General features: G+C 60.8%; 23 protein-coding genes and 1 riboswitch. Of the genes, 15 read left to right on the top strand and 8 right to left on the bottom strand.

The window, feature by feature from the left end; genetic code table 11:
- Positions 1-216: 216 nt before the first annotated feature.
- A complete protein-coding gene (locus tag BW978_RS20070; RefSeq protein WP_076397602.1) occupies positions 217-2,088 on the top strand; it encodes a L,D-transpeptidase family protein in 1,872 nt (623 codons plus the stop codon).
- Between the two features lie 67 nt (positions 2,089-2,155).
- On the opposite strand, the gene BW978_RS20065 is transcribed toward BW978_RS20070, so the two are convergent.
- Positions 2,156-2,827, bottom strand: coding sequence for an HAD family hydrolase (locus tag BW978_RS20065; protein WP_076397601.1), 672 nt, complete (start codon positions 2,825-2,827; stop codon positions 2,156-2,158).
- Positions 2,828-2,973: 146 nt separating this feature from the next.
- Here BW978_RS20065 and rpiA point away from each other — a divergent pair, with 146 nt between their 5' ends.
- The 3 genes from rpiA to gor all read left to right on the top strand — a co-directional run bounded on the left by rpiA (position 2,974) and on the right by gor (position 5,737).
- Entirely contained in the window at positions 2,974-3,675 is a 702-nt protein-coding gene (rpiA, locus tag BW978_RS20060) for a ribose-5-phosphate isomerase RpiA (RefSeq protein ID WP_076397600.1), read from the top strand.
- A gap of 17 nt (positions 3,676-3,692) precedes the next feature.
- The gene (locus tag BW978_RS20055; protein ID WP_076397599.1) at positions 3,693-4,232 is read left to right on the top strand and encodes a DUF2059 domain-containing protein; all 540 of its coding nucleotides are present in this window, start codon (positions 3,693-3,695) and stop codon (positions 4,230-4,232) included.
- Between the two features lie 116 nt (positions 4,233-4,348).
- On the top strand, positions 4,349-5,737 hold the full coding sequence (gene gor, locus BW978_RS20050) for a glutathione-disulfide reductase (RefSeq protein ID WP_076397598.1): 1,389 nt from the start codon (positions 4,349-4,351) through the stop codon (positions 5,735-5,737).
- A 444-nt stretch (positions 5,738-6,181) separates the two neighbouring features.
- Here the strand turns inward: gor and BW978_RS20045 are convergent, their stop codons facing one another.
- The gene (locus BW978_RS20045; RefSeq protein ID WP_076397597.1) at positions 6,182-7,039 is read right to left on the bottom strand and encodes an alpha/beta hydrolase family protein; all 858 of its coding nucleotides are present in this window, start codon (positions 7,037-7,039) and stop codon (positions 6,182-6,184) included.
- 240 nt (positions 7,040-7,279) lie between these two features.
- On the opposite strand from BW978_RS20045, the gene BW978_RS20040 reads away from it, so the two are divergent.
- Positions 7,280-8,656, top strand: a complete 1,377-nt coding sequence (locus BW978_RS20040; protein WP_076397596.1) for a class II 3-deoxy-7-phosphoheptulonate synthase — start codon at positions 7,280-7,282, stop codon at positions 8,654-8,656.
- Between the two features lie 82 nt (positions 8,657-8,738).
- On the top strand, positions 8,739-9,134 hold the full coding sequence (locus BW978_RS20035) for a GFA family protein (protein ID WP_076397595.1): 396 nt from the start codon (positions 8,739-8,741) through the stop codon (positions 9,132-9,134).
- A 5-nt stretch (positions 9,135-9,139) separates the two neighbouring features.
- Here the strand turns inward: BW978_RS20035 and BW978_RS20030 are convergent, their stop codons facing one another.
- Together BW978_RS20030 and BW978_RS20025 are read right to left on the bottom strand one after the other, a co-directional pair.
- A complete protein-coding gene (locus tag BW978_RS20030) occupies positions 9,140-10,036 on the bottom strand; it encodes a hypothetical protein (protein ID WP_076397594.1) in 897 nt (298 codons plus the stop codon).
- Between the two features lie 203 nt (positions 10,037-10,239).
- Positions 10,240-12,201: an LTA synthase family protein gene (locus BW978_RS20025; RefSeq protein WP_076397593.1), complete on the bottom strand. Its 1,962-nt coding sequence runs from the start codon at positions 12,199-12,201 to the stop codon at positions 10,240-10,242.
- A 170-nt stretch (positions 12,202-12,371) separates the two neighbouring features.
- Between BW978_RS20025 and BW978_RS20020 the strand changes: the two genes are divergently transcribed.
- The 4 genes from BW978_RS20020 (at position 12,372) to bluB (ending at position 16,253) form a co-directional block, all read left to right on the top strand.
- Positions 12,372-14,051: an NAD+ synthase gene (locus BW978_RS20020; RefSeq protein ID WP_076397592.1), complete on the top strand. Its 1,680-nt coding sequence runs from the start codon at positions 12,372-12,374 to the stop codon at positions 14,049-14,051.
- 2 nt (positions 14,052-14,053) lie between these two features.
- Positions 14,054-14,389 carry a hypothetical protein gene (locus BW978_RS20015; RefSeq protein ID WP_076397591.1) on the top strand — a complete coding sequence of 112 codons (336 nt, stop codon included), beginning with the start codon at positions 14,054-14,056 and terminating at the stop codon, positions 14,387-14,389.
- Between the two features lie 19 nt (positions 14,390-14,408).
- The gene (locus BW978_RS20010) at positions 14,409-15,245 is read left to right on the top strand and encodes a TolB family protein (RefSeq protein WP_076397590.1); all 837 of its coding nucleotides are present in this window, start codon (positions 14,409-14,411) and stop codon (positions 15,243-15,245) included.
- 39 nt (positions 15,246-15,284) lie between these two features.
- Positions 15,285-15,475, top strand: a riboswitch (cobalamin riboswitch).
- A gap of 40 nt (positions 15,476-15,515) precedes the next feature.
- A complete protein-coding gene (bluB, locus tag BW978_RS20005) occupies positions 15,516-16,253 on the top strand; it encodes a 5,6-dimethylbenzimidazole synthase (RefSeq protein WP_076397589.1) in 738 nt (245 codons plus the stop codon).
- Here the strand turns inward: bluB and BW978_RS20000 are convergent.
- The 4 genes from BW978_RS20000 to BW978_RS19985 form a co-directional block, all read right to left on the bottom strand.
- Positions 16,210-17,265, bottom strand: a complete 1,056-nt coding sequence (locus tag BW978_RS20000) for a DUF2865 domain-containing protein (protein WP_175616920.1) — start codon at positions 17,263-17,265, stop codon at positions 16,210-16,212. The genes bluB and BW978_RS20000 overlap by 44 nt on opposite strands.
- Positions 17,266-17,394: 129 nt before the next feature.
- On the bottom strand, positions 17,395-18,036 hold the full coding sequence (locus BW978_RS19995; RefSeq protein ID WP_076397588.1) for an acyl-homoserine-lactone synthase: 642 nt from the start codon (positions 18,034-18,036) through the stop codon (positions 17,395-17,397).
- Positions 18,037-18,157: 121 nt separating this feature from the next.
- Positions 18,158-18,865, bottom strand: coding sequence for a helix-turn-helix transcriptional regulator (locus BW978_RS23410; protein WP_139330617.1), 708 nt, complete (start codon positions 18,863-18,865; stop codon positions 18,158-18,160).
- Positions 18,866-18,980: 115 nt separating this feature from the next.
- A complete protein-coding gene (locus tag BW978_RS19985) occupies positions 18,981-21,296 on the bottom strand; it encodes an NADP-dependent malic enzyme (RefSeq protein WP_076397587.1) in 2,316 nt (771 codons plus the stop codon).
- Positions 21,297-21,495: 199 nt separating this feature from the next.
- Between BW978_RS19985 and BW978_RS19980 the strand changes: the two genes are divergently transcribed.
- From BW978_RS19980 to BW978_RS19960, 5 genes are all read left to right on the top strand, one after another.
- Positions 21,496-22,353: a UDP-2,3-diacylglucosamine diphosphatase gene (locus BW978_RS19980; RefSeq protein WP_076397586.1), complete on the top strand. Its 858-nt coding sequence runs from the start codon at positions 21,496-21,498 to the stop codon at positions 22,351-22,353.
- Positions 22,354-22,506: 153 nt separating this feature from the next.
- Positions 22,507-23,676: an ABC transporter permease gene (locus BW978_RS19975; protein WP_076397585.1), complete on the top strand. Its 1,170-nt coding sequence runs from the start codon at positions 22,507-22,509 to the stop codon at positions 23,674-23,676.
- Positions 23,677-23,686: 10 nt separating this feature from the next.
- Complete coding sequence (locus tag BW978_RS19970) at positions 23,687-24,496, top strand: ABC transporter ATP-binding protein (protein WP_076397584.1); 810 nt, start codon at positions 23,687-23,689, stop codon at positions 24,494-24,496.
- Positions 24,497-24,499: 3 nt separating this feature from the next.
- Positions 24,500-25,873: an MlaD family protein gene (locus BW978_RS19965; protein WP_076397583.1), complete on the top strand. Its 1,374-nt coding sequence runs from the start codon at positions 24,500-24,502 to the stop codon at positions 25,871-25,873.
- A 59-nt stretch (positions 25,874-25,932) separates the two neighbouring features.
- Positions 25,933-26,535, top strand: coding sequence for an ABC-type transport auxiliary lipoprotein family protein (locus BW978_RS19960; RefSeq protein WP_076397660.1), 603 nt, complete (start codon positions 25,933-25,935; stop codon positions 26,533-26,535).
- The last annotated feature ends 75 nt before the right edge of the window (positions 26,536-26,610 follow it).

Here is a 26,610-nt window from a genome sequence, read left to right as displayed (position 1 = left end):
TGTTAACGTCAATCAAAATTTAACGAATATTTCCATTTAGTTTGCGCGGAGGCGATGGCGGAAATCGCTGGTCGGGTCACGCAAAGTTGAGGCCGACGGGTGAGCCCGCGTGACATTGTCCAACTTTTCAATGAAATGCCGATCCGCTAGTGATCCGCGCATGACCAAACGTGCTTCGAGTCCGTTTGTGACTCGGACCGGGAAATGGAACAAAGAATGACGAGAAACAGGAAATTCGTAGTCACCGCGCTCCTCGCTGCGACGACTGCGGTCGGAACTCTTCCGGGCGATGCTGCCGCCACGACGCTTCTCGATCTTCTCCGAGGTGGACCAGGACGCCAGGCAAAACAGCAGGCAGCTCCCGCCTCGCTGGAAAGCCAGGCCCAGGGCGGCCTCGAAATGGGCGATCCCGAGCCGCTGCCGAAAATCGCCGGCCCGCGTTACTATACCTACAAGCCCGAGGCGCAGCGCGCGATCAAGATCAAGCTGCCGGTGACGGAAGCCGTAGCCGGATCGACTGAAGCACCTTCCGCAGAAGTGCTTGGCGCCCGCCGTTTTCTGTCCGATGTCTCCGTCCGTGCTACGGATGAGGTCGCCAAGACCGTTGAGGCCTATTACGGCAACCCCAACAAGCCGCTGATCTGGACAGGCGAAGACGGCATTTCCGAGCGCGGTCGCGCCATGATGTCCGCGCTTGCAAGAGCCGACACGGTCGGTCTGTCGCCGGACGATTACCTTGTGGCGATGCCGGCTGAGACCGCTGACCCGACGGACCCGGAAAAACGCCAGCGCGAACTGATGGCCTTCGAGGTTGCTCTGTCCGCCAAGGTCCTCACTTACGTTCAGGACACGGCGCGTGGCCGCATCGATCCGAACAAGATCTCCGGCTACTACGATTTCAAGCGCAAGGGCGTGAACGTTTCGCCCGTGCTCGACATGCTGCGCATGAGCCCTGATGTTGCGGCCTATCTGCGTAACCGCGATCCGAAGAGCCCGCAATTCGTGGCACTGCGCGACGAGCTCGCACGGCTGAAGGCTGAGGATGCCGAGGCCGAAACGCAGACCATCACCATTGCGCCCGGCACGCTTTTGAAGCCCGGCCAGAGCAAGCAGGAGACGGCGCATGTCATCGGCGCGCTGAAGCAAGTCGCATCGGACGCGGTTCTCACGCAGCATGCCGCGACGCTGACAGCCTATACCGGCACGCCGGAATACACCCCTGAACTCGTTGCCCTGGTCGAACAATTCCAAGAAGAGAAGGGCTTGAAGCCGGACGGCGTCGTTGGTCCTGCAACGATCCGGGCAATGACCGGTCACACCAATGCGGAGAAGATCGCCAAGCTGCAGGTCGCCATGGAGGCGATCCGTTGGCTGCCGGCCGATCTCGGTTCGCGTCACGTCTTCATCAACGCACCGGCCTTCGAGGCGACCTATGTCAACGAGGGCAAGGAGCAGCTGTCGATGCGGGTGGTCGTCGGTTCGAAGGCGAACCAGACCTATTTCTTCCAGGACCAGATCCAGACTGTCGAATTCAACCCCTATTGGGGCGTGCCGAAGTCGATCATCGTCAACGAGATGCTGCCGAAGCTCCGGGCCGATCCGTCCTATCTCGATCGTCTCGGCTATGAGGTTTCCTATGGTGGCCGGAAGGTGGCCTCAAGCCAGGTCGATTGGAACACCACCCATGCCGTCGACGTGCGCCAGCCGCCGGGTGGTGACAATGCGCTGGGCGAACTCAAGATCCTCTTCCCGAACAAACATGCCATCTACATGCATGACACGCCGTCGAAGAGCTACTTCAACAGGGACATGCGCGCGCTGAGCCATGGTTGTGTGCGTCTCTCGGAGCCGCGAGTGATGGCAGCAGCGGTCATGGGCACGACCGTCGAGGAGATTGGCAAGCAGATCGCATCGGGTCAGAACCGCGCCGTGCAGGTGCCGGAGAAGATCCCGGTCTACGTCTCATACTTCACGGCCTGGCCGAACAAGGATGGCGTGATCGAATACTTCGATGACGTCTATAGCCGCGACGACCATACGGCCAAGGCATTCAAGGCGACGACCGACGCGCGTGCGCCGCGCGTCTGAGTTTGCGATCGGATTTGTGGCATGACGGATGGCGGACCCTCGGTCCGCCATTTGCATTTTGGCCGTGTCAGCCAACCAGCTGTTCGACGAGTTCAACCGTCAGTTCGTCGAAATGGCCGATGATGCGCGAGGCGCCGAGTTCTTCCACCGGCACGTCTGAATACCCGAAGGGCACCGCGATCGAGGGGATGTTGCCATTGCGGGCGGCCATGATGTCGTTGATGCTGTCACCGATCATCAGAACCTTGTCTGCCTTGCCACCGGCACGCTCGACGGTCGCGAGGATATGCGCCGGATCCGGCTTGCGAAAGGCGAAGGTATCACCGCCGGTGATCGTGGCGAAATAGCCGGTCAATTGCAGGCGTTCGAGCAGCGGGAGCGCCAACCGCTCCATCTTGTTGGTGCAAACAGCAAGAATGTATCCAGCAGCCTTCAGCCGCTCGAGCGCTTCGATCAGCCCGGGATAGGGATGGCTCTTGCCCGGCATGCCGGCTTCATAGTGGGTGATGAAGCGGTCGAGCAGGGCAGGGACATCCTCTTCCGCAAGCGGTGCGCCGCGCAAGGCAAAGGCGCGCTGGATCATGACACGCGCGCCCTGGCCGACCAGATGCGTCAGGTCTTCGTAGCTCACGGGTGCGAGATCGCGGGCTGCGATCGTGTGGTTCAGGCTTTCGACGAGATCGGGTGCGGTGGCGATCAGGGTGCCGTCGAGGTCGAAAACGATGGTCGTGGTGGTCAAGCCGGCTCTCCCGAGACAATTCCAATGTGCTGGCGGGTTATGGGAAATCCTCTGAAAAGGCAATGTCGCATGGCGATGCAGGGCTTTCACTCGGTCGAGGAGGCGTGTAAACAGCTTCCAACGAAACGGACGGGAGCTTTCGGCGCATGGACGCCCGCGAAATGAAGATCAAGGCCGCAGCCGCGGCGCTGGAGCATGTTGAAGACGGCATGCGTCTTGGGATCGGAACCGGTTCAACGGCCGAAGAATTCGTCCGGCTGCTGGCCGAGAAGGTTGCCGGCGGACTGAAGGTGCAGGGCGTGCCCACCTCTGAGCGTACGGCGCGTCTCTGCGTCGAACTCGGCGTTCCCCTGAAGTCGCTGGACGAATTGCCCGAGCTCGATCTGACCATCGATGGCGCTGATGAAATCGATCCGCAGTTCCGTCTGATCAAGGGTGGCGGCGGTGCGCTGCTGCGCGAGAAGATCGTCGCTGCGGCCTCGACGCGGATGATCGTGATTGCCGACGAAACCAAGCTGGTCGATATGCTTGGGTCTTTTCCGCTGCCGATCGAGATCAACCCGTTCGGCCAGGCGTCGACCGTGTTGGCCATCGAACGTCTGGCATCCGAACTGGGCCTCTCCGGACCGATGAAGCTCAGGACCCGGTCGGATGAAAGCCTGTATATGACGGATGGCGGTCACCTTATTCTCGACGCATCTTTTGGCCGCATTCCTGATGCAGACGCTCTGGCAAGCCGGCTCAATCAAATCCCCGGCGTGGTGGAACACGGCCTTTTCATAAACCTGGCATCGCTTGCAATCATCGCCGGACCGGCAGGTGCGCGAGTGCTGGAGCCGAAGAACTAACAGGAGCATAGAATTTCATGATCAGCTTTACGCGTATGGGCCGCTTCGCCTCGATCGCCGTCATTGCCGGTAGCGTCATGCTGGGTGCGGTCTCCGCCAAGGCCCAGGACGTGCCGGCAGAGCATCTGCAGGCAGCGCGCGAGGCGATTTCCGCGCTCGGCGTGACCGATCGCTTCGACGCCATCCTGCCGAATATCGTCGACCGCCTTGCCGCCCAGCTCATCCAGGCCTATCCGAACCTGCAGGACGTCATCTCGGCCAAGGTCGAAGAGGAAGCCCTCAAGCTCGCCGCGCGCCGTGCCGATCTGGAACGCGAAGCCGCCGTCGTTTATGCGAATGCCTTCACAGCTGCGGAACTGAACGAGATCTCCGCCTTTTACGGCAGCGAAACGGGCAAGAAGCTTCTCAAGGACGGTCCGATTGCCACCCGCGAACTGCTGAAGGCTGCGGATATCTGGACCGCCGGTATTGCACGGGATCTGGAACAGCAGGCGAACGCTTCGCTGCTTGCCGTGGTTCAGCCAGAACAGCCGGCCGCCGAAGCAGCACAGCCTTAAGTCGATCAGCGTTGGTTTTTTAAGCCCGGGCAAAGTCCCGGGCTTTTCTTTTTGTGCTCTCGCCTCCTATATCAGGCGCAGTTGCAGCAAGAGCCCGAACGGGCAGGAGATCCCCTATGAGCCAATTCGACTATGACCTGTTCGTCATCGGTGGCGGCTCTGGCGGGGTCCGCAGTGCGCGGGTCGCGGCATCGCTCGGCAAAAAGGTTGCTATCGCCGAAGAGTACCGGTTTGGCGGCACCTGCGTCATCCGGGGCTGCGTGCCGAAGAAGCTGTTCGTCTATGCGTCGCAGTTCCACGAACATTTCGAAGATGCCGCCGGCTACGGCTGGACAGTTGGGGAAAGCCGGTTCGACTGGCCGTCGCTGATTGCGGCCAAGGACAAGGAGATTGCGCGCCTCGAAGGCCTTTATCGCAAGGGGCTGGAGAATGCTGGCGTCGAAATCCTGGAGACACGCGCCGAATTGACCGGACCGAACAGCGTTCGCCTGGTGAAGTCAGGCAAGGAGGTCACGGCCGAGCGCATTGTCGTGGCCGTTGGCGGTGCCGCCAATCCGCATGCCGCACTTCCCGGCCACGAGCTCTGCATTTCCTCCAACGAGGCCTTCCATCTCGAAGCGCTGCCGCGTTCGATCCTGATTGCCGGGGGCGGCTATATCGCGGTGGAGTTTGCCAACATCTTCCACGGGCTCGGCGTCGAGACGACGCTGATCTATCGCGGGGCGGAAATCCTCAGCCGCTTCGACCTGGACATGCGGCGCGGCTTGCATGAGGCGATGGTCGCCAAGGGGATCCGCATCGTCTGCCAGGACCATATCCAGAAGGTGTCGAAGTCAGCCGCTGGCAATCTCGAGGTCGAAACGATCAACAACGGCCGTCTTGTCGTGGAGCAGGTGATGCTGGCGCTCGGCCGCGATCCGAACACGACGGGCCTTGGGCTCGAAGCTGCGGGTGTGGAGACCAACGAGCGCGGCGCGATTGTGGTCGACAGCTATTCCCGCACAAATGTGCCGAGCGTCTTCGCGCTCGGCGACGTCACGGATCGTGTCCAGTTGACCCCCGTCGCCATTCACGAAGCGATGTGTTTCATCGAGACGGAGTACAAGAACAATCCGACGTCGCCTGACCACGAGCTGATTGCCACCGCCGTCTTCTCGCAGCCGGAAATCGGAACGGTTGGCCTCTCCGAAGAGGCCGCCGCCAAGAAGTTCGAGGAGATCGAGGTGTATCGTGCGCAATTCCGCCCGATGAAGGCGACGCTGTCAGGCCGTGCGGAGAAGATGATCATGAAGCTGATCGTCAATGCTGCCGATCGCATGGTGGTCGGCGCGCACATTCTCGGACACGACGCCGGGGAAATGGCCCAGCTACTCGGCATCACGCTAAAGGCCGGCTGCACCAAGGACGATTTCGACCGGACCATGGCGGTTCATCCGACGGCAGCGGAAGAACTTGTGACGATGTATACGCCGAGCTACCGCATCAGGAACGGCGAACGGGTCTGATCCTTCGCCGCTCTCACGCTGGGCAGTCATTGCGGGCCTCGAAAAGGCCCGCCTTCGCTACTCAAAATTTCGAGATGAGATCCAGGCCTAAAACGGGTGCCGACAGGGCGGCGAGGCTCAGGAGAGAGAGCAGGATGATCCGCAGTCTGCGGCTCTTTCGGGTTTGTATGCCAGTCCAATCATACGCCATCACACGATCCTCATGATCAACGCGGGAAGCCTAAACTTCCCGAACACCACGCTACGCCCCCGGGTGGCCGAGGTAGAGGTCGAGGCTTGCGTGAAGCTTGCCTCCGACCGGATCCATGAACGACTGCTTAACTCACAGTCCCTTCAGATATTACATGCTGGCATCAATGATTTGCTTTGCAAGGAAATGCTGATGCGGCGACAGGATTGCCCCTGTGAATCATGTGGGTAACGATGGTGCATCGCAGCAGTTGCTCAACCTTTCAACCAGTCGATTGCCGGCTGCCAAAGGGTATCCTTGAAGGCTGAACGGAAAAAGCCAAGATGTCCGACGCTGCCGCCGGCTTCTTCCGGCGATATCCAGCGGATCTCCGTCGGCGCGCGGTTGTAGTATTTGAGCAGCGCCTGCTGCGCTTTCGGCGTGCCCCAGGGATCGTCGGTCAGGCCGATCGCCAAGATCGGGGTCTCGACTTCCGCAAAGCGGCGGGCCGCTTCCATCGTCGGGTCGGCGAAGAAGTACTCGGGATGTCGGCCCCAGCGCGCCCATTCCCGGAAGATGGTGCCGGGCAGGGTCTGGCCAAGGCCGATCTGGCCTGGGACCTTGCCGAGCAGCGTTGCCAGGGGAACGCCGACGAGGTTCATCTGGCTGAAGACACGAAAGCGCGGTTTGGTGTTGCCCCAGTATCCCGTCATTGTCGCCACCATCAGATAGCGGGAGAAGCGCTCGGAACGTCCGCCCAGGGCGAGCACCTGTCCGCCGAAGGATTGGCCGATGCCGACAAGCCGGTGGTCAGGCGCTTCCTGTTCAAGCCGATGCAGGGCGGCGGGCATGTCGAAATGCGCCCAGTCGCGCATCAGCATCGGACGCTTCCAGTGGCGCGGAGCCTGCGAGGCCGCGACCCCGCGATAGTCATAGGTCAGTGCCGCTCTGAAACCGTGATGGCTGACGAGATGTTCGGCGAAGCGGGCGTAAAATCCGCGGGGTACGGCAGCAGCGGATGATATGAGAGCCAGCGGACCATTGCCGCTGCCGCGCATCAATGTGCCGTTCAGTGGAAAATGATCCGTCGTTTCGAACTGGATTTCGGATTTTTCCAGGGCGTGCTGCGTCATGCCGAACCTCCCGTTCCGGATGCCAAGTTGGATCTTACGTTTACGTTCATGTCAGATCAAGCGCCGCGCGAGGTTGGTTCGGGTGAGGCGACTTTCCCCATGTGGATGGTGTCCGTTCCCGGCGTCCCACCCTTCGAAAGTCCCTAAACTACGGCTTTGCAAGCGGAGATTAACCGTTTATAAGCCCCCATCCGATGCGGCCGGGAGGTTGTCGCAGTTAGTTTCAGACAGGTGAAGACCATGGCGCAGAATTGGACCCCGAGCAGCTGGAGACAGAAGCCCATCAAGCAGGTACCGGCTTATCCGGACCTTGATGCAGTGAAAGCTGCCGAGCAGCAGCTGTCGACCTATCCGCCGCTGGTCTTTGCGGGTGAAGCCCGTCGCCTGAAGAAGTCGCTCGCCCAGGTCGCCGAAGGCGAAGCATTCCTGCTGCAGGGCGGCGACTGCGCCGAGAGCTTCGCCGAGCATGGCGCCGACAATATCCGCGACTTCTTCCGCGCCTTCCTGCAGATGGCCGTTGTCCTGACCTTCGGTGCGCAGTTGCCGGTGGTCAAGGTCGGCCGTATTGCTGGCCAGTTTGCCAAGCCGCGCTCGTCAGACATGGAAAAGATTGGCGACATCGAGCTTCCGAGCTACCGTGGCGACATCATCAACGGCATCGAGTTCACCGAGGACGCTCGCATTCCGAGCCCGGAACGCCAGCTGATGGCCTATCGTCAGTCGGCCGCCACGCTCAACCTGCTGCGCGCTTTCGCCATGGGTGGCTATGCCAACCTCGAAAACGTGCATCAGTGGATGCTCGGCTTCATCAAGGACAGCCCGCAGGCCGAGCGTTACCGCAAGCTCGCCGATCGCATCTCTGAAACGATGGATTTCATGAAGGCCGTCGGCATCACCTCGGAAAACAATCCGAGCCTGCGCGAGACGGATTTCTTCACCAGCCACGAAGCGCTGCTTCTCGGCTACGAGGAAGCACTGACGCGCGTCGATTCCACCTCGGGCGACTGGTATGCCACATCCGGCCACATGATCTGGATCGGCGACCGCACCCGGCAGGCCGACCATGCGCATCTGGAATACTGCCGCGGCATCAAGAACCCGATCGGTTTGAAATGCGGCCCATCGCTGCAGGCGGACGATCTCTTGAACCTGATCGACATCCTGAACCCGCAGAACGAGGCCGGTCGCCTGACGCTGATCTGCCGTTTCGGTCACGACAAGGTTGCCGAGCACCTGCCGCGTCTTATCCGTGCTGTCGAGCGCGAAGGCCGCAAGGTCGTGTGGTCCTGCGATCCGATGCATGGCAACACGATCACGCTCAACAACTACAAGACCCGCCCGTTCGAGCGGATCCTGTCGGAAGTCGAAAGCTTCTTCCAGATCCACCGTGCGGAAGGCTCGCATCCGGGCGGCATCCATATCGAGATGACCGGCAAGGACGTGACCGAATGCACCGGCGGTGCGCGTGCGGTGACCGGCAACGATCTGGCAGATCGTTACCACACCCATTGCGACCCGCGCCTCAATGCCGACCAGGCGCTGGAACTGGCCTTCCTGCTCGCCGAGCGGATGAAGAGCGGCCGCGACGAAAAGCGGATGATGGTTGCAAACGGCTGAAGCATAGGTTCAGCTTTCCGAGTTTGACGACCGGGCGGGCTTCCATGAAGCTCGCCCGGTTCTCGTTTCGGAGGTGGATAACATGCAAGACAAGACGGGGCGTTGCCTGTGCGGCGCAGTGACCATTGCGGTTGGCGGAAAACTTGGTCCGGTCAGCTATTGTCACTGCTCGCAGTGCCGGAGACAGACCGGGCTCTATTACGCCACGACCGATGCTTTGATCACAGAGGTCGAGATCTCGGGGCGCGATAGCATCGGGACCTTTCGTGCAAGCGCGGACGCGGAGCGGGCCTTTTGTCGCCAGTGCGGCTCGGCGCTCTACTGGAAGGGTGATGGAGAGGGCAGGATTTCGCTGATGGCCGGCCTTTTTCCGAACCCGACGGAGTTCGAAGGCGGCTACCACATCTTCTGCGCCGACAAGGGCGACTTCTACGAGATCAATGACGGACTGCCGCAATATGCGGCCACCCGCAGTTGACGATGTCAGGCTGCAGCGGAGTCGGCGTCTGCTGTCTTGATCCCGAGTTCCGCCAGGGCCTTGTGGTAGGAGAGATCGACGGCGGCGAATTTAGCAGACTGCCAGCCGAAATAGTCGTCAACGAAGCGGCTGCTGAGCATCAGATCACCGCGGCGTCGCGGCTGCTCCCAGTGCAGCAGGTTCTCGGTCTCGGCCTTCTTGAACATGCGTTTCAGGTTGGTGGTCGAAACCTGATAGGTCTCGCTGAGATCCGTCAGGCTGACAGGGCCGCAGGAATGCATGGCCGCCGAGCGGTCCACGTCGTCCAGCCGAGAAATCAGATCGTGCAGGATGATGCCGCCGAGATCCGACCACAGGAAATGGCCGATCGTATCCGGCGGATCGCGCCAAATCGGATCGCCCACCATAAGGTCAGCGCCGATCGGCTGGGCGATCAGGAAAATCCGCTCTTCCGCATGCGATGTCATTTCCCGGTTTCCGCCATCGAGGCGGTCTAGGCAGGCGAGGTGCCCGTTGAACCAGCTTCTCAGGCCATTCAGGCTGAGTTCCGTCGGTTCGAGGACGCGCACACGTTTGTCTGGCACTTCGGGAACGTCCCGCAAGAACTTGTAGGCGACCAGCTCGGCAAGGTAGCCAGTTGCCGTGTTGCGGCTGGCTGCGCCAAGGCGCATGACCGTTTCGACGAAGCGGGTAGCCGTCAGACCAGACAGCGGATCATCAGGCGTGCGCCGCAGGGCCAGCGCAAAGACCGACTGCGTCATCAGCCACTTGCGATGCGATGCCTTGAGACGCGACATGCGCGGTGTGCGCATGTGGATCGCAATCAGGTGCTGGGCAATCTGTTTTTCGATGGCCGGGTAAAGCGGATGTGCAAATATTTCGGCGCGCGTCAAAAACGGCATGGCAATGGCTCGTCTCTAAACTATGAGTGCCAACAAAGGATCCGGCTGCACACGCAATCCGGACACAACAGTATTCGCAATACTGTCAAGAACTCTGATTTGTCGAACAAAAAAAGTCTATGGCCGAAATCGGGGGGCTCTGCAATAGCAGTGCCCCGTCAAACTCTCTTTATGGATAATTGTGATCTTAAGTAATGGCCGGTTTAGCTGCTTGGCTGAAGTCTACCCGACTGTTCCGGGAAGAAACGATCCATACCGTAGCCTTCGCCGAACATCACGTCATGCTGAAGCAGGCGATAGTCGCGGATCAGCGGATCAATCCGGCCCGACAGCGCCCAATCGGCCTGAGCTTTGTTGTTACGGCCAATCAGCTGATGGCGGTCGATGACGGCGTAACGTTCGGCCACACGACCCAGCATGCCGGTGTAATAGGGATGACGGTAACCGGCCATGTGGACGATATAGTAGGGCAGCTGCGATGGGCTGACGGAGCCGATGTCCTTCTGGACGCCACGCTTTGACGACCAAACGACCAGCGGCGTCTCATGCTCGCGCTTCATCGTCTCGACCGAGGCCTTGCGGGTCGCCACCACATTCGCCATGTAGCCGCTTTCTGTATAGACCTCGTTCAGCGGCGGAAGATGGTCGCCGAACAGCACGATGATCGTTTCGCGGCGCCGCTTCTTGGCCCAGTCCATCAGATCCTTGAGGCTCTGGTCGGCTTCCTTCACGCCCTGCGTATAGGTCTCCAGCGCGCTGACATTGTGATCTGACAAGGTGGGGGCATCGACGCCGATGGTGTTCTTCACATAACGGTTGCGCTCGTACGGACCGTGGCCCTGCAGGGTGACGGCAAAGAAGAAGAAGGGCTCGTCCGTGTTGTCGGCTTCCTTGATGATGTAGCGGGTCAGCGCGTCGTCGGACGCGAAGATGCCCCGCTTGTCCATGGCCGGCATGGTCTCTTCCGAATGGAACTGGCGGAAACCGAGCGACTGGTAAACGTTGTTGCGATTCCAGAACCAGCCCTGGAAGGGATGGAAGGCCTTCGTCACATAGCCCTTGGATTCGAAGAATGTCGCAAGCGAGGGTACCGGGCGGCGGATATACTGCTGATAGGGGATACTGCCATAGGGCAGGAAAGCGTTCGAGAAACCGGTCAGGGCCTCGAATTCGACATTGGCGGTCATGCCGCCGAATTCGGGCGAGAAGACGTGGCCGGACTGGCTCGCTCTGATGGTCGGCATCGGATCCGCCGAATAGCGGACGCTGCTCATGCGGGTCGGATCCCAGAGGGACTCGCTCATGACCACGATGACATCAGCCTGACGGCCAGAGAAGAAGGAGGCCGGCAGCAGATCGGTCTGCATGTCGGTGATCGCAACTTTGCTGTAGCCGTCGGGTGCTGCAACGTTGGCCATCGGTACATTGAAGGCGAAGGCCAGCAGGAAGCCGTTGTGGCGATAGTTCTCTTTCTGGTCCCACATCATGGGCACGATGTTCAGCCGATCCCGGACAGCTGAAAACGCCATCGGATCCATCAGTGAAGCAAAGCCGGCAAGCAGCGGAATGGCAAGAGCGGCCCGAACGCCGCGGCCTGTCAGATTGAGGCGCGGGAAGACCTTCCGGCTCGTCCAGATCAGCGCGACAAAGGCTGCAACGACCACAAGGCCGCCAATTGCGAGAGCAACGGCTTTCACCGGTTCTGCGGCAACCATGGCCGGCATAAGCTGCAGGATCTGGCGGCCGAAGAGAAGGTCGCTGGGAAAAAGCGGATCCGACAGGAAAAGCTGCTTCTGGCCGGAGAAAAAGGCGGGCAGGAGTGAAAGCGGGGCGACGAGAAGTGTCGACTGATAAGCCTTGCCAATGATGGCATCGGAAAAGGCGAGCATCAGGAATACGATACCGACAGCCACGAGACCCGGGCGGCTCGACGACGTGATGTAGTCAACCACATCGACCATGGTGCCACGCGCCAGGATCTCGCTCAGCAAGACAATGGCGACGGCGATCATTGCGGTGTTGATCAGCTGGATTGCGAGCTGGACGATTGCGGAGCTGCCGTATTCGCGTTCGCGCACCGCGCCAAAGGCGCTGACAACTGTTGCGACTCGCGATTTCGAGCTCGTTTGGACCACGTCTAACTCCAGATCATGGGAGGGTGTCATCAAAGGTTCGCATAGGTGTCACATAAGCGTCATGAATGCTACATGAACCACGCCATATGAGCTTAAGTTCCCGTTGTTTTCCGCGGTTTGGTTAGTGTCGGGCTCGCCTGCAGTCTGCCTTCGAAAGAAGCGGCGTTGCGATCCGTGCGACGAGCCGCTAAATCGGTGTCATGAGCGAAACAAAGAAGATCTCCGACGTCCTGCGCATAGCGGTGGCACAGTTCAATCCTGTCGTCGGCGATGTCGTCGGCAATCTGGCCAAGGCGCGTGCGGCGCGGGCGGATGCGGCCGGGCAGGGGGCTGACCTCGTCTTGCTGACGGAACTCTTCATATCCGGCTACCCGCCCGAAGATCTCGTCCTGAAGCCCTCCTTCCTGAAAGCCTGCCAGCAGGCTGTCGAAGCGCTCGCGGCTGATACCGCCGATGGCGGGCCGGGCGTCATTGTCGGCTTTCCGCGTCAGGGGGAGAGGGGGCGGCACAATTCCGTCGCGATCCTCGATGGCGGCAAGATCCTCGCCTTCCGCGACAAGATCGATCTGCCGAACTATGGCGAATTCGACGAGAAGAGGGTCTTTACCGAAGGCGAGATGCCGGGACCGGTCAATTTCCGCGGTGTGCGGATCGGCGTGCCGATCTGCGAAGAGATCTGGAACGATCTCGGCGTCTGCGAGACGCTGGCCGAGACGGGTGCCGAAATCCTGCTCGTGCCGAATGGCTCGCCCTATTATCGCGGCAAGGTCGATATCCGTCATCAGGTGGCGCTGCGCCAGGTGATCGAAACCGGCCTGCCGCTGATCTTCGCCAACCAGCTCGGTGGTCAGGACGAACTGGTCTTCGACGGTGCAAGCTTCGCCTTCAACGGTGATAAGTCGCTCGCCTTCCAGATGAGCCAGTTCGAGGAGACGCTGTCGGTCACCACCTGGAAGCGGACCGCGGCTGGCTGGCGTTGCGATCAGGGGCCGATGTCGCGCGTTCCGGAGAAGGAAGAGGCGGATTACCGTGCCTGTGTTCTCGGCTTCCGGGATTATGTGAACAAAAACGGCTTCAAGAGCGTCGTGCTCGGGCTCTCGGGTGGCATCGATTCTGCCATCTGTGCGGCAATCGCCGTGGATGCGCTCGGCGAGGAGCGGGTGCGTACGATTATGCTGCCTTACCGCTACACATCCGAAGAGAGTTTTGCTGATGCCGAAGCCTGCGCCAAGGCGCTCGGCTGCCACTACGACATCGTGCCTATCCAGGAACCGGTCGAAGGTTTCCTCTCGTCGCTTTCCGACATGTTCGAGGGGACCGAGAGCGGCATTACCGAAGAGAACCTGCAGAGCCGGACGCGCGGCACGATCCTGATGGCGATCTCCAACAAGTTCGGCTCGATGGTCGTGACGACCGGCAACAAGTCCGAGATGTCGGTGGGGTATGCCACGCTCTACGGCGACATGAACGGCGGTTTCAATCCAATCAAGGACCTCTACAAGATGCAGGTCTATGCGCTCTCAGCCTGGCGCAACGAAAACGTGCCGCCGGGTGCGCTTGGTCCGTCCGGCGAGGTGATCCCGGCCAATATCCTGTCGAAGGCGCCGTCTGCGGAACTTCGCCCGAACCAGACTGACCAGGATTCCCTGCCGCCCTATCCGGTGCTCGACGACATTCTCGAATGCCTCGTCGAAAAAGAGATGGGCGTCGACGAGATCGTCGCGCGCGGCCACGACATTGCGACCGTTCACCGGGTCGAGCATCTGCTCTATCTCGCCGAATACAAGCGTCGCCAGTCGGCGCCGGGCGTGAAGATCACCAAGAAGAACTTCGGACGTGATCGCCGCTATCCGATCACGAACCGTTTCCGGGATCGCTGAGCGTGTTGACAGAGGACCGCGATGCCCGGGCTGCTTTGCCTGATTTCACAGCGGAAGAGCGCAGCTATATCTTTGCTGTCGGAGCGCATGACAATCAGGATAGCGGGCTGTACCGGACGCTCTCAAGCGCCGCCTACTTCCTGCCCTCGATTGCGATTGGCTGCTACGGTCTGTGGGATGGGAGCTTCAAGATGCTCGGCATCGGGTTCCTCACGCTGATCGTCAGCCTGATCTGGGGTTTCTACACCGAATGGCGCAGTGCTCATGTCGAGCAGACGGGCCGGGCGATTTTCGCCAAACTGCGCCGGGCGATGGAAAATCGCTCAAGCGCAGACTGATTTTTCCGAGGAGACCACGATGCGCAGTTCGGTCGAGATCTACGATATGACGACCCGTGAATGCGAGGTCGTCTGGCAGACGGATGACCTCGTCGAGGCGCCCAACTGGTCGCGCGATGGCGAGTTTCTGGTCATCAACGGCGATGGTCTTCTTTATGCGTTGCCGCTCGATGAAGACGATCCCGAGCCGGAACTGATCGACACGAGTTTTGCCGTGCGGCTCAACAACGATCACGGGATCTCGCCCGATGGTGCCTCGATCGCCTTTTCCGACCATACGCTTTTCGGCAAGTCCTGCATCTACCTGTTGGGTGATGGTGACGACGAGCCGCGCCAGGTCACCGATAAGATGCCATCCTACTGGCACGGCTGGTCGCCGGACGGTAAGGAGCTTGCCTATTGCGGCGAGCGCAACGGCGCCTTCGATATCTATACCATCTCGACCAAGGGCGGGGTCGAGCGGCGGCTGACGAACGGCGAAGGGCACAATGATGGCCCTGATTACTCGTCTGATGGTCAGTGGATCTATTTCAACTCCAGCCGTACCGGGACCATGCAGATCTGGCGGATGCGCATCGATGGCAGCGACCTGCAGCAGCTGACCTCAGACGGTTATGGTGACTGGTTCCCGCATCCTTCGCCGGATGGGAAGAAGATACTCTTCCTCTCCTACGATGCCGATGTCGAAGGTCATCCGCGCGACAAGCAGGTCCGGCTGCGGCTGATGGACGCCGATGGTGGCAATGTCGAAACGCTGATCGAGTTCTTCGGCGGTCAGGGTTCGATCAATGTGCCGAACTGGGCGCCCGACGGATCGGCTTTCGCCTTTGTTCGCTACTTCCCGGTCGAGGCTTGAGCCTGTCGCATTCCACTCTGTTCTGCGGCTGGTTCTTGCGGTATTGATCTAGCGTCAGGTGCTTGCCGTTAGGTGAGAGAATCGGGAAGCCGGTGAAAATCCGGCACGTGCCCAACGCTGTGAGGCGGACATGATGCGCGAGGGGAAACCCGGCCACTGGAGCAATCCGGGAAGGCGCGTATCTTGTATGATGCCCAGTCAGAAGACCGGCCTGGCAAGATAGACCTTTCCCGCGTGGACGGTGGGTGGTTGCGCATTGTGGGGATTACGATGCACGACAGACCGAACGAGTTCCTCGTCCGGACGGCGCCCTTTGCCGATCAGGACAAACAGGCCGTCTACCGGGCCATTCACACGCGTCGCGACGTTCGCGACCAGTTCCTTTCCGATCCGATGCCGGACGACCTGGTACGACGGCTGCTTGAGGCGGCGCATGCCGCACCCTCCGTCGGCTTCATGCAGCCCTGGAGTTTCCTGCTGATCCGCTCTGCTCGAAAGCGCGAGGCCATCTGGCAGGCGTTTCTGCGGGCGAACGAGGAGGCCGAGGCGATGTTTCCGGCTGACCGGCGTGACGCCTATCGATCCCTGAAACTGGAAGGCATACGCAAGGCGCCGCTCAACATCTGCGTCACCTGCGATCCGGACCGTGCGGGACCCGTCGTGCTCGGACGCACCCATGATGTCAGGATGGACGCCTTCTCCACGGTCTGCGCCATCCAAAACCTCTGGCTTGCCGCCCGTGCGGAAGGGGTCGGGCTAGGCTGGGTCAGTATTTTTCACGAGGCCGAACTGAAGTCGCTTCTCGGCATCCCGGACCGTGTCCAGATCATCGGTTATCTTTGCCTCGGCTATGTCGAGGAACTCTATTCGACCCCTGAGCTCGAGTTAAAAGGGTGGCGCCAACGATTGCCGCTCGACGATTTGATCTTCGAGGAAAGCTGGGAGCAGTTCGCCGAACGGCCCATTACTCCTGCAGCGGCTGAGGACCTGGCGTCGCCGGGTTCCTGAGGTCGATCGTGCCCTTGTCGGAGGGGAGGAAGGCCGGGCCGACGCGGCGTACGTTGAGGCTGGCCTCATCCAGCACGCGTTCCGTGGCAGGCAGCGTCGCTGACGCAGCTTCTCGTTTTCTCGGTGCAATTTCGATGACGGACGACTGGTAGTCCGGCACGGCCGCACGCGGCGTCATGCGCTGGTGGTATTGCTGCAGGTTGCAGGCACAGGCGGGTTCCGCATCGCTCGCTCTGTTGCGATAGAGGAAAGCGTTGGGCAGATCGCGGTAGGGTTGGCCCGTGACAGCCGAGATCATGTCCACGGTCTCGCTGCGTTCCGGTGCGTGGAAAAACAGCTCTGTCTCGGTGCCCGGGCACATCTGCTGGCATTGCGCCGCATCGCGGGCGAAGTTCATTGCCGAGGTCTGTGACGAGATCGGGAAGAAACCGCCGTCGCAGGTGCGAACACACAGCGTGCGCACATTGCCGCTGGGCATCATGCTCATCGGCGGTTGCGGTGCGGAATAGGCGGCTTCGGCTGCCCGGTCCGGACGATAGGGTTCTGTCAGCGTGTCGAGGTAAGGGATACGCTCTGCTTCTTCCGGATAGGCCTCTTGATCCGGACCACAGCCATTCGCCTCAAGCGCCGTAACCAGAGCTGCGCGTGCATCTTCTGCGCGGCTTTCGCGCAGATCCGAAAGTCTTGCTGCCAGGATGTCGCGATTGGCCTCCATGCGGGAGATTGCCGATGCCAGATCGCTGCAGTCATTGCCGCCATCGGGGCGGATCTGGACGATGGACGAGGTCAGGCATCGCAGCCGCCGCTGATCCTGGCGCGCCTTGCGCAGTTCGAGGTTCTGCTGGGCTATGGCGCTGGCATAGCTGTTGATTTCAGGCGACTGTCCGCCCTGTTCAACCAAAACCAGCCTGTCACGCAGCCGCTCGCAGAGCGCCGAGGCCTCAGCACCGTTCGGCAGCGCGCTGCCGAAGGCGATCAGCAAGGCGATGGAACTGACTATCCTGCTCGGCACATCCGGATCCCAGTTGTCGTTTGCAGGGCGGAGGACGACCCTTGCGACCTCAGGATAGCCCAGTGTCGGCCAAATGAAAATGTCGGATGACGTGGCGGATGCGTGAGCGGCCATCCGCCACGTGTTGCATCAGGCGGCCTGCGCTGCCGTCAGGGTCATCGGCGCTTCAAGCACGCTGCGGTCGATTGCCGCCACCGCCTTCATCCGGTCGAGCAGATCCTGCGACACCTCCCAGGAGACCGCGACCGCCTGGACCACGCCGATCCGCTGCGGTTCACCGATCCGGATTCCTGGGCAGCCCATACGTTTGAACATGCGCTCCAGGAAGACGTCGGTGACGGTAACGATGTGGCTGAGACCGGATGCAAGGCCCAGCTCGCCCACGCCGCACATCAGTTCGGCCGCCGCGATCGTCACCTGGTTGCTCGCCCGGTCTTGGGAAATCTCCGGATCGATGCAGAAGCGGCTCGATTCCCAGACTGCTGCGCTGCGGATTTGCGGTCCATCACCGAGGAGGATGGGAAAGGTGTCGTCCAGCATGTTGGGGCCGAGCGTCGGCAGCAGGCGCAATGACCCACGCAGTTTTCCCTCGTCGCCATAGGAGAGGACATAGAGAGGATTGGCGCGATCATAGTCGTCGATTTCCCAGGCGTCGCGCACCTGGACGTCCCAGCCCAACAGGTCATGGAAGACCCGCTTTCTCAACCTGTGCATGGCGTCGATATCGGCGGGAAACTGATTGCGACGGGTGCCGTTGATGATCCTGATCATGCTTTGCTCCTTCTTGCAGAACGGAACAGGCAGCATGCGTTTCCAAGGAAAACTCTAAAACTGGCGGTGGCGCCAGCTTTCAGAAATACAATCTATGATATTGTGAGGGGATTTGTCCTTGTCATGGGACTTCTGCCTCGACGAGCCGCGGGATCAGACCGCGCCATACGGCTTCCGCGACGGCCTGGGCATTGTTGACAACGTCGAGTTTCTGGCGCGCATTGGCCATGAAATGCCGGATGGTGCGTTCGGAAATGCCGAGGATGACGGCCGTCTCCCAATAGCTCTTGCCGGCCGCAATCCAGGCCAGCGTCTCCCGCTCGCGGCGGGTCAGAGGGCGTGCGCGGGCTCTCTCCTGATGCGGGTCGCTTAACGCTCTGGCCAGGCGTGCAGTCAACAGGGTGCCAAGGCTCAGCATGTCGCGGTCATGGGTGCGGCGCCAGGCTGACAGATACTCCGCGGTGGCGGTCAACTCAACGAGCAGGCAACTCTGCCTTCCCGGCAGGGGGTAACCGACAATCCTTAGATTGCTGTTTGCGGTTCGCTGCCAGGAGAGAAGCTCGATGGGCTCGAGGGCGGACAAGAGGCCGGAGATCTGCTCAAAAGCCGCCTTGCGGTTGAGGGAGCGGGCGAGATGATGCGGGCTATGCCGCTGGCTTCCCCAAGTGTTGTGGGGGCGCACGCGTGCGCTTGGGACCATTCCACTGAGATAGGTGATGCGGCCTGTCCGGTAAGCGCTTTGAAGCCTTGACAGGAAGTCTCCGGGATCAAGCGTCTCCTGCCGGTCCAGCCACTCCAAGAGATCGAAATACGCGCCTGACAGGCCCATCAACTATACCCGAGATTTCCAGGGGCGCAGTGTCGGGGCTACAGCTTTCGCTTGTCTAGATAGCAAATTTCGCGAGAGCGAGCGGCAAAACTGTTCGCCGCTCGCAATTGCTTTGTTAGACCGCTGGCTGCGATGCTTCGACGACGGCTAGCGCCGCCATGTTGACGACGCCGCGCGAGGTGACCGAGGTCGACAGCACGTGGGCGGGCAGGGCTGCACCGAGCAGGATCGGGCCGACATGCAGCGCGTCCATCATCATACGGACGATGCCGAGCGAAATGTTGGCAGCGTCGAGGTTTGGGAAGACGAGCAGGTTTGCTTCACCGGTCAGCGTGCTATCCGGCATGGCGCGCTTGCGCAGAACTTCCGACAGCGCCGAACCGCCCTGCATTTCGCCGTCGACTTCGAGATCCGGGGCGCCAGCGCGGATGATTTCCAGCGCCCGGCGCATCTTCGAGGCGCTGGCGGACGGCCGCGAGCCGAAGTTGGAATGCGACAGCAGCGCTGCCTTGGGTGCAATGCCGAAGCGACGGATTTCCTGGGCCGCCAGCATCGTCATTTCGGCGATCTCTTCCGCACTCGGATCGTCGGTGACGAAGGTGTCGGTGAAAAAGATCGCGCCGCGCTGCGAGATCAGAAGGCTCAAGCCCGAATAGTCGCGCACGCCTGCGCGCTTCCCGATGATCTGGCGAACGTCGCGCACGTGGCGGTCGAAACGGCCTTCGACGCCGCAGATCAGCGCATCGGCGTCTCCGCGTTTCACGGCCAGCGCACCGATCACGGTGGTGTTTGTGCGCACGATCGTGCGAGCCGCTTCCGGGTTGATGCCGGCGCGGCCGACGAGGGCGAAGTAATCGTCGACATAGTCGCGGTAGCGCGGATCGTCTTCCGGGTTGACCAGCTGGAAATCGATGCCCGGTCGGATACGCAGGCCATAGCGCTTCAGGCGGGTCTCGATGATCTGCGGGCGGCCGATCAGGATCGGTTCGCCGATGCCGTCCTCGAGCAGGACCTGGGCGGCACGCAGTACGCGCTCGTCTTCACCTTCCGAGAAGATCACACGCTTTTTGGACGCAGTCTTTGCTGCCGCGAAGATCGGCTTCATCACGAAGCCGGAGCGGAAGACGAAGCGGTTCAACTGGTCGAGATAGGTGTCGAAGTCGGCGATAGGGCGGCGCGCGACGCCGCTGTCGGCTGCGGCCTTGGCGACAGCTGGGGCGATGCGCAAGATGAGGCGCGGATCGAACGGCGAGGGGATGAGATAATCCGGGCCGAAGGTCGGCGTTTCGCCCGTATAGGCCTTGGCCGCGACTTCCGAGACTTCTTCGCGGGCAAGGGCTGCAATCGCACGCACCGCCGCCATCTTCATTTCTTCGTTGATGGTGGTTGCGCCGCAGTCGAGCGCGCCGCGGAAGATATAAGGGAAGCAGAGGACGTTGTTAACCTGGTTCGGGAAGTCCGAGCGGCCAGTGCAGATCATCGCATCCGGACGGGCGGCGCGCGCCTCTTCCGGCATGATCTCGGGCTTCGGATTGGCAAGCGCCATGATAAGCGGCTTTGGCGCCATGCGGGCCAGCAGTTCCGGCTTCAGGACGCCGGCGGCCGACAGGCCGAGGAAGACGTCGGCATCGTCGATGCTTTCGGCCAGCGCACGCTTGTCGGTTTGCTGGGCGTAGACTTCCTTCCAGGGATCCATCAGCTCGTTGCGGCCCTTGTAGACGAGGCCTTCGATGTCGTGCACCCAGATGTTCTCGCGCTTGGCACCGAGAATGACGAGCAGATTGAGGCAGGCAAGGGCGGCAGCACCGGCACCGGAGGCGACGATCTTGACGTCTTCGATCTGCTTGCCGGCCAGTTCAAGGCCGTTCAGGATGGCGGCTGCAACGATGATCGCCGTGCCGTGCTGGTCGTCGTGGAAGACCGGGATGTTCATCTTCTCGCGAAGCTGATCCTCGACCTGGAAACATTCCGGTGCCTTGATGTCCTCAAGGTTGATGCCGCCGAAGGTCGGCTCCAGCGCGGAGATGGTCGAGACCATCTGGTCGACACCGGGGGCATCAATCTCGATGTCGAAAACGTCGATACCGGCAAACTTCTTGAAGAGAACGGCCTTTCCTTCCATGACGGGCTTGGAGGCCAGCGGTCCGATATTGCCGAGACCAAGGACGGCCGTGCCGTTGGAGATGACGGCAACCAGGTTGGAGCGTGCCGTGTAGTCATCGGCGGCTGCCGGATCGTCCTTGATGGCGAGACAGGGGGCGGCGACGCCGGGCGAATAGGCAAGCGCCAGATCGCGCTGATTGCCAAGCGGCTTGGTGGCTTGGATCTCCAGTTTCCCGGGACGAGGATAGCGGTGATAGAAAAGCGCCTGTTCGTCGAGATCAGCGGTCGGGTTTGCAACTTGCGGCTTGTTCTTGTCCTGGGAATTCATCAGCTCACCGGCAGTTTTTGTCTTCAGTTACTCCTTGTCGTCATACACGAATTGGCTGCGAGTGGTAGACTTTAGTTCCGCGATCCCCTGTCTGCGGAACGCGTGACGGAACCGGCGATCCGCCGCGAATCTCCCGATGTCATCTTCTTGAAACACGAGTCTGATTTAGCGGTCATCAGACAGCGAAGAGGACCGTGCCGTGGAAGACGTCAGCGAAACACGCCATTTCAGGACCCTGTTTATCTCGGACGTCCACCTCGGATCGAAAGCCGCCAAGACCGACTTTCTCCTCGATTTTCTGCGCACGCACGAGGCCGACACCATCGTCCTGGTCGGAGATATCGTCGATGGCTGGCGGCTGAAGCGCAGCTGGTACTGGCCGCAGTCCTGCAATGACGTGGTGCAGAAACTGCTGCGCAAGGCCCGCAAGGGTACGCGGATCGTTTACATTCCCGGCAATCACGATGAATTCATGCGCGACTTCCCGGGCATCCACTTCGGCGGCATCGAAGTCGCGCAGCGCATCGTGCACGAGATGGCCGACGGCAAGAAGTATCTGGTTCTGCACGGCGACGAGTTCGACGTGGTGGTTCGCAACGCCCGCCTGCTCGCCTATCTCGGGGACTGGGCCTATGACACGGCGATTGCCATCAACGTCATGCTGGCGGCCGTCCGCCGTCGTCTCGGTATGCCCTACTGGTCCTTCTCGGCTTGGGCCAAGCTGCAGGTCAAGCATGCGGTGAACTTCATCGGGGAATTCCAGCGGGTGGTGGCCGACGAGGCCCGCCGCGCGGAGGTGGATGGCGTCATCTGCGGCCACATCCATCATGCCGTCATGGAAGACATCGACGGCATCCACTATGTCAACACCGGCGACTGGGTGGAAAGCTGCACGGCGATTGCCGAGCACCCGGATGGCCGTCTGGAGCTGATTTCCTGGGGTTACAAAATCAGCGAAGCGCCAGCGACCAGCAAGCGTGCAAATAAACTCGTCCCCATCCTGCTGCCAAAGCCGATTGCCGAGTCGGCCCAGGACGACGGGATTCGCGCGGCCTGAGCTACCGCTCTGTTGCAAAGCGGTCATGATCGCCCGCAATCGGGTTGGAAAACGCAATTAACGGTTTGCAAAGGATTTATTCGCAGGCGGCGATGGTTATAGTGTGCAGCTATCTGTCACGTGATTTGCGAACCCGGATCCACCGGCGCGAATTTGGAAGTTGTCGCCACCTTGAGTTCGGTTGAGCAAGAAGACGCCCGTATTGAGATCGATGAGCAGCCGGACGGAAACGCCCGGCTGATCCGGCTTGCTGGTCGCTGGAAGAACAACAGCCTCAGTGCGATGATCAAATCCGCTGGCCCGCTGGTTGATTCTCCGGTCGTGCAGCAAGAGACGATCGATCTTAGCGCCGTAAGCGACATGGATACGGCCGGCGCATGGCTGGTTCGACGCTTCATAACCGAACGGCGCGAGCGCGGCGGTTCGATCGAGATCGTTGGCGGGTCCCCCGGGATGCGCGAGTTGATCGAAGCGCTTCCCGAGCACGTCACTGCTCCGGAGAAGCCGGTCGATCACCGCACTCGCTTCGAGCGGATCTTCGAACCTGTCGGGAAAGTCACGATCAGCCTCTGGGGGGATCTGATCGCGATGATGTTCGTGCTCGGATCTGCCGTCCGCGGCGCGCAGACCAAGTCTGGGCGTGGTTCCGGGGTTTCCCCGGCATCCGTTGTCAATCAGCTGGACCACATGGGTGTGCGGGCCGTTCCGATCATCACTTTGATGTCTTTCCTAATCGGCGCGATCATTGCCCAGCAGGGCGCGTTTCAGTTGCGCTATTTCGGCGCGGAAGTTTTCGTCGTCGATCTCGTCGGCATCCTGCAGCTGCGCGAAATCGGCGTGCTGCTCACCGCGATCATGATCGCGGGTCGTTCCGGCAGCGCCATCACGGCTGAAATCGGTTCGATGAAAATGCGTGAGGAAATCGATGCCCTGAAGGTCATCGGCCTCAACCCGATCGGGGTGCTGGTCTTTCCGCGACTTGTTGCGCTGACGATTGCACTGCCCCTGCTGACAATCGTCGCCAACTTCGCGGCGCTCTATGGCGCAGCGGTCGTGGTCTGGGCCTATTCCGGCATTACATTCGATGTCTTCATCACCCGCCTGCACGAGGCGGTCGATTATTCGACGCTTGCGACCGGCATGATCAAGGCGCCGTTCATGGCGCTGATCATCGGCATCATCGCGGCTGTCGAAGGCATGAAGGTGGGCGGCAGCGCCGAATCTCTCGGACGCCATGTGACAGCATCCGTGGTCAAATCGATCTTCGTTGTCATTCTCGTGGACGGGCTGTTTGCCATGTTCTACGCCGCGATCGATTTTTGAGGAGGGCCCGATGAACACCAAACCCTCCCAAGATCGCGAAGTCATCCTGTCGGTGAAAGATCTGACCGTCGGCTTTGGCGAGAAGATCGTTCTGGACAAGCTGAACCTCGATATCTACCGCGGCGAGATCCTTGGCTTCGTCGGGGCATCCGGCGCGGGCAAGTCCGTACTCATGCGCACAGTGTTGCGCCTCCTGCCGCGTCGTTCCGGCAAGATCGAGATCCTCGGCGCGGATTACGATGCGGTCGATGACCTGCAGCGCATGACACTCGACACACGCCTGGGGGTTCTCTTCCAGCACGGCGCCCTATTTTCCTCACTGACTGTGAAGGAAAATATCCAGTTGCCGATGCGTGAATATCTGGATCTGCCGCAATGGCTGATGGATGAGCTTGCCTATCTCAAGATCGAGCTGGTCGGCCTCCACCCCGATGCTGCGGACAAATATCCATCCGAACTCTCGGGCGGCATGATCAAGCGCGCGGCGCTTGCGCGTGCACTGGCGCTCGATCCGGATCTTGTCTTCCTCGACGAACCAACCTCCGGCCTCGATCCGATCGGGGCTGCCGAATTCGATGAATTGATCGCACAGTTGCGCGATACGCTGGGATTGACCGTCTATATGGTGACCCATGATCTCGACAGCTTGTTTTCCGTCTGCGACCGTATTGCGGTCCTCGGGCAGAAGAAGGTTCTGGTCGAGGGGACGCTGGACGACATGCTCGCCTTCGAGGACGAGTGGGTGCAATCTTATTTCAAGGGCAAGCGTGCCCGTTCCATTCCCCGGGCGGAGCTTTCCGCCGGACATCCGGTAGAGTGAGCTATGGAAACCAAAGCCAATTACGCGATCGTCGGTTTTTTCACGATGCTGGTCATCGGGGCCGCCTTCGGGTTTGTCTATTGGATGGCGGAATATGGACGGGGCGGGGAAATGGCGCCGCTTGCGATCCGCATCCCGGGCTCCGCCAACGGTCTAAGCATCGGTTCGCCCGTGCGCTTCAATGGCATCTCCGTCGGCTCGGTCCGCAATCTCTACATCGACAATGAAGACCCGAACTTCTCCGTTGCTTTCACAGAGGTCCGCGCTGATGCACCCGTGACGTCGGGCACGAAGGCCGTTCTGGAAATCCAGGGTTTGACAGGGGCTGCCTATGTCGAGCTTTCCGGCGGAGGTCCAGGTTCGGGTGACGAGATCCTGAAGAGGGCGCTCGATACCGGGGAGCCAGCCATTCTGATCGCCGACCAGTCGAGCGTGACCAATCTGCTTTCGACGGCAGACCGCATCTTGCAGCGCGCGGACGGCGCTGTTGCTGAGTTGCAGGGGTTCATCGAGGATGCACGGGGACCGCTGACGAACACGGTGCGCAACGCTGAGACCTTCTCCAAGTCACTGGCTGACAACGCGCAGGGCATCGATCAATTCCTGCAGAGTGTCAGTGCCCTTTCCGATTCCGTTTCGGGCCTGTCCGGCCGCCTGGACTCGACACTCTCCGCCGCTGAGGATCTGTTCAGGGCGCTTAACTCCGACAAGATCGATCAGATCCTGACCAATACCGAGGAGGCGACCGCCAGCTTCGCGGAGGCTTCTAGGAGTATCGGGCCTGCGATCGACAGTTTCCGCGAAACGGCCACCACCTTCCAGCGCTTTGGCAACAATGCCGATCAGACGCTTGAGAAGGTCTCCAGGCTGATCGATGCAGTCGACAGCCAGAAAATTGGCCGCGTGGTCGACGACGTCTCTGTCGCGACTGCCGATGCGCGTCAGGCCATTGCCGGCTTCCGGGACCTGTCGAACAGCATTACCGGCCGCAAGGACGATATCGACCGGGCGATCGATGACTTCACGCAGCTTGCGAACCGTCTGAATACCTCGTCCCAGCAGGTCGACGGGATCCTTAGGAAGGTTGATGCGTTCCTTGGCTCGGGTGATGCAAATTCGCTCAGCGTGGAAGCCCGCAAGACGCTCGAGGCCATCCGCATGACGGCCGAGAACCTCAACGCCCAGATTGGACCGATTGCGGCCAACCTGCAGCGCTTCTCGGCGACAGGTCTGCGCGATATCCAGACGCTGGTGAACGATACCCGCAACACCGTTCGCGGCCTGAACGACGCGATCACCAATTTCGACCAGGATCCGCAGCGCCTGCTCTTCGGCGGCGACACGGTGAAGGAATTCGACGGACGGACACGCCGATGACGAGCAGCACCGAAAAGGACGACAGCATGGACGGGATCGGCGTGAAGGGGTTGGCGGGCATGGCTCGGTTCCGGCGGTTGCTTCTGGCCTCGGTGCTCGTGCCGGGCCTCGGGCTCGGCCTTGCGGCCTGTGGCTCGAAAGCGAACAACGACACCTTCGATCTGACCGCTTCCGTGAGTGAGGTGGCGACATCTGCCAGCGCCCGCAACCGCCAGCTTCTGGTGGCCGATCCGTCGGCGCTCAAGGCCCTCGACAGCGAGCAGATCCTGGTGCGCGTATCCGGCGCCGAGATCCGCTATCTGTCACAGTCGCAGTGGAGCGATCGGCTCACGCGGGTCGTTCAGTCGAAACTCGTGGTCGCCTTCGAAAACTCCGGGCGCCTCGGTGGCGTTGGACGGCCGGGGCAGGGACTGGCGATTGACTTCCAGTTGATCACAGATGTCCGTGCTTTCGAAATTTCAGCCGAGGGAACAGATCGCGGCATCGTCGAGATATCGGCCAAGCTGCTCAACGATCGAAACGGCACCGTCAAGGCGCAGCGGGTGTTCCGCGCCGAAGTGCCGTCTTCCGGCTCGGACAACGCAGCTTACGTGGCGGCGCTGGACCGCGCCTTTGCCCGCGTGACCGGCGATATTGTCGCCTGGACGCTGCAATCGATCTGACCGACGACACTTCTCCATTCCAGCCTACCAAAAGAAAACCCCGGATCAGTAAGCTGATCCGGGGTTTTTCCTGTC

This window comes from Rhizobium sp. RU33A, assembly GCF_900156055.1.
In the GTDB taxonomy this organism is placed as follows: Bacteria; Pseudomonadota; Alphaproteobacteria; order Rhizobiales; family Rhizobiaceae; genus Allorhizobium.
The sequence above is the reverse complement of the archived record's forward strand: the minus strand, read 5'-3'. Positions and strand labels throughout refer to the sequence as shown.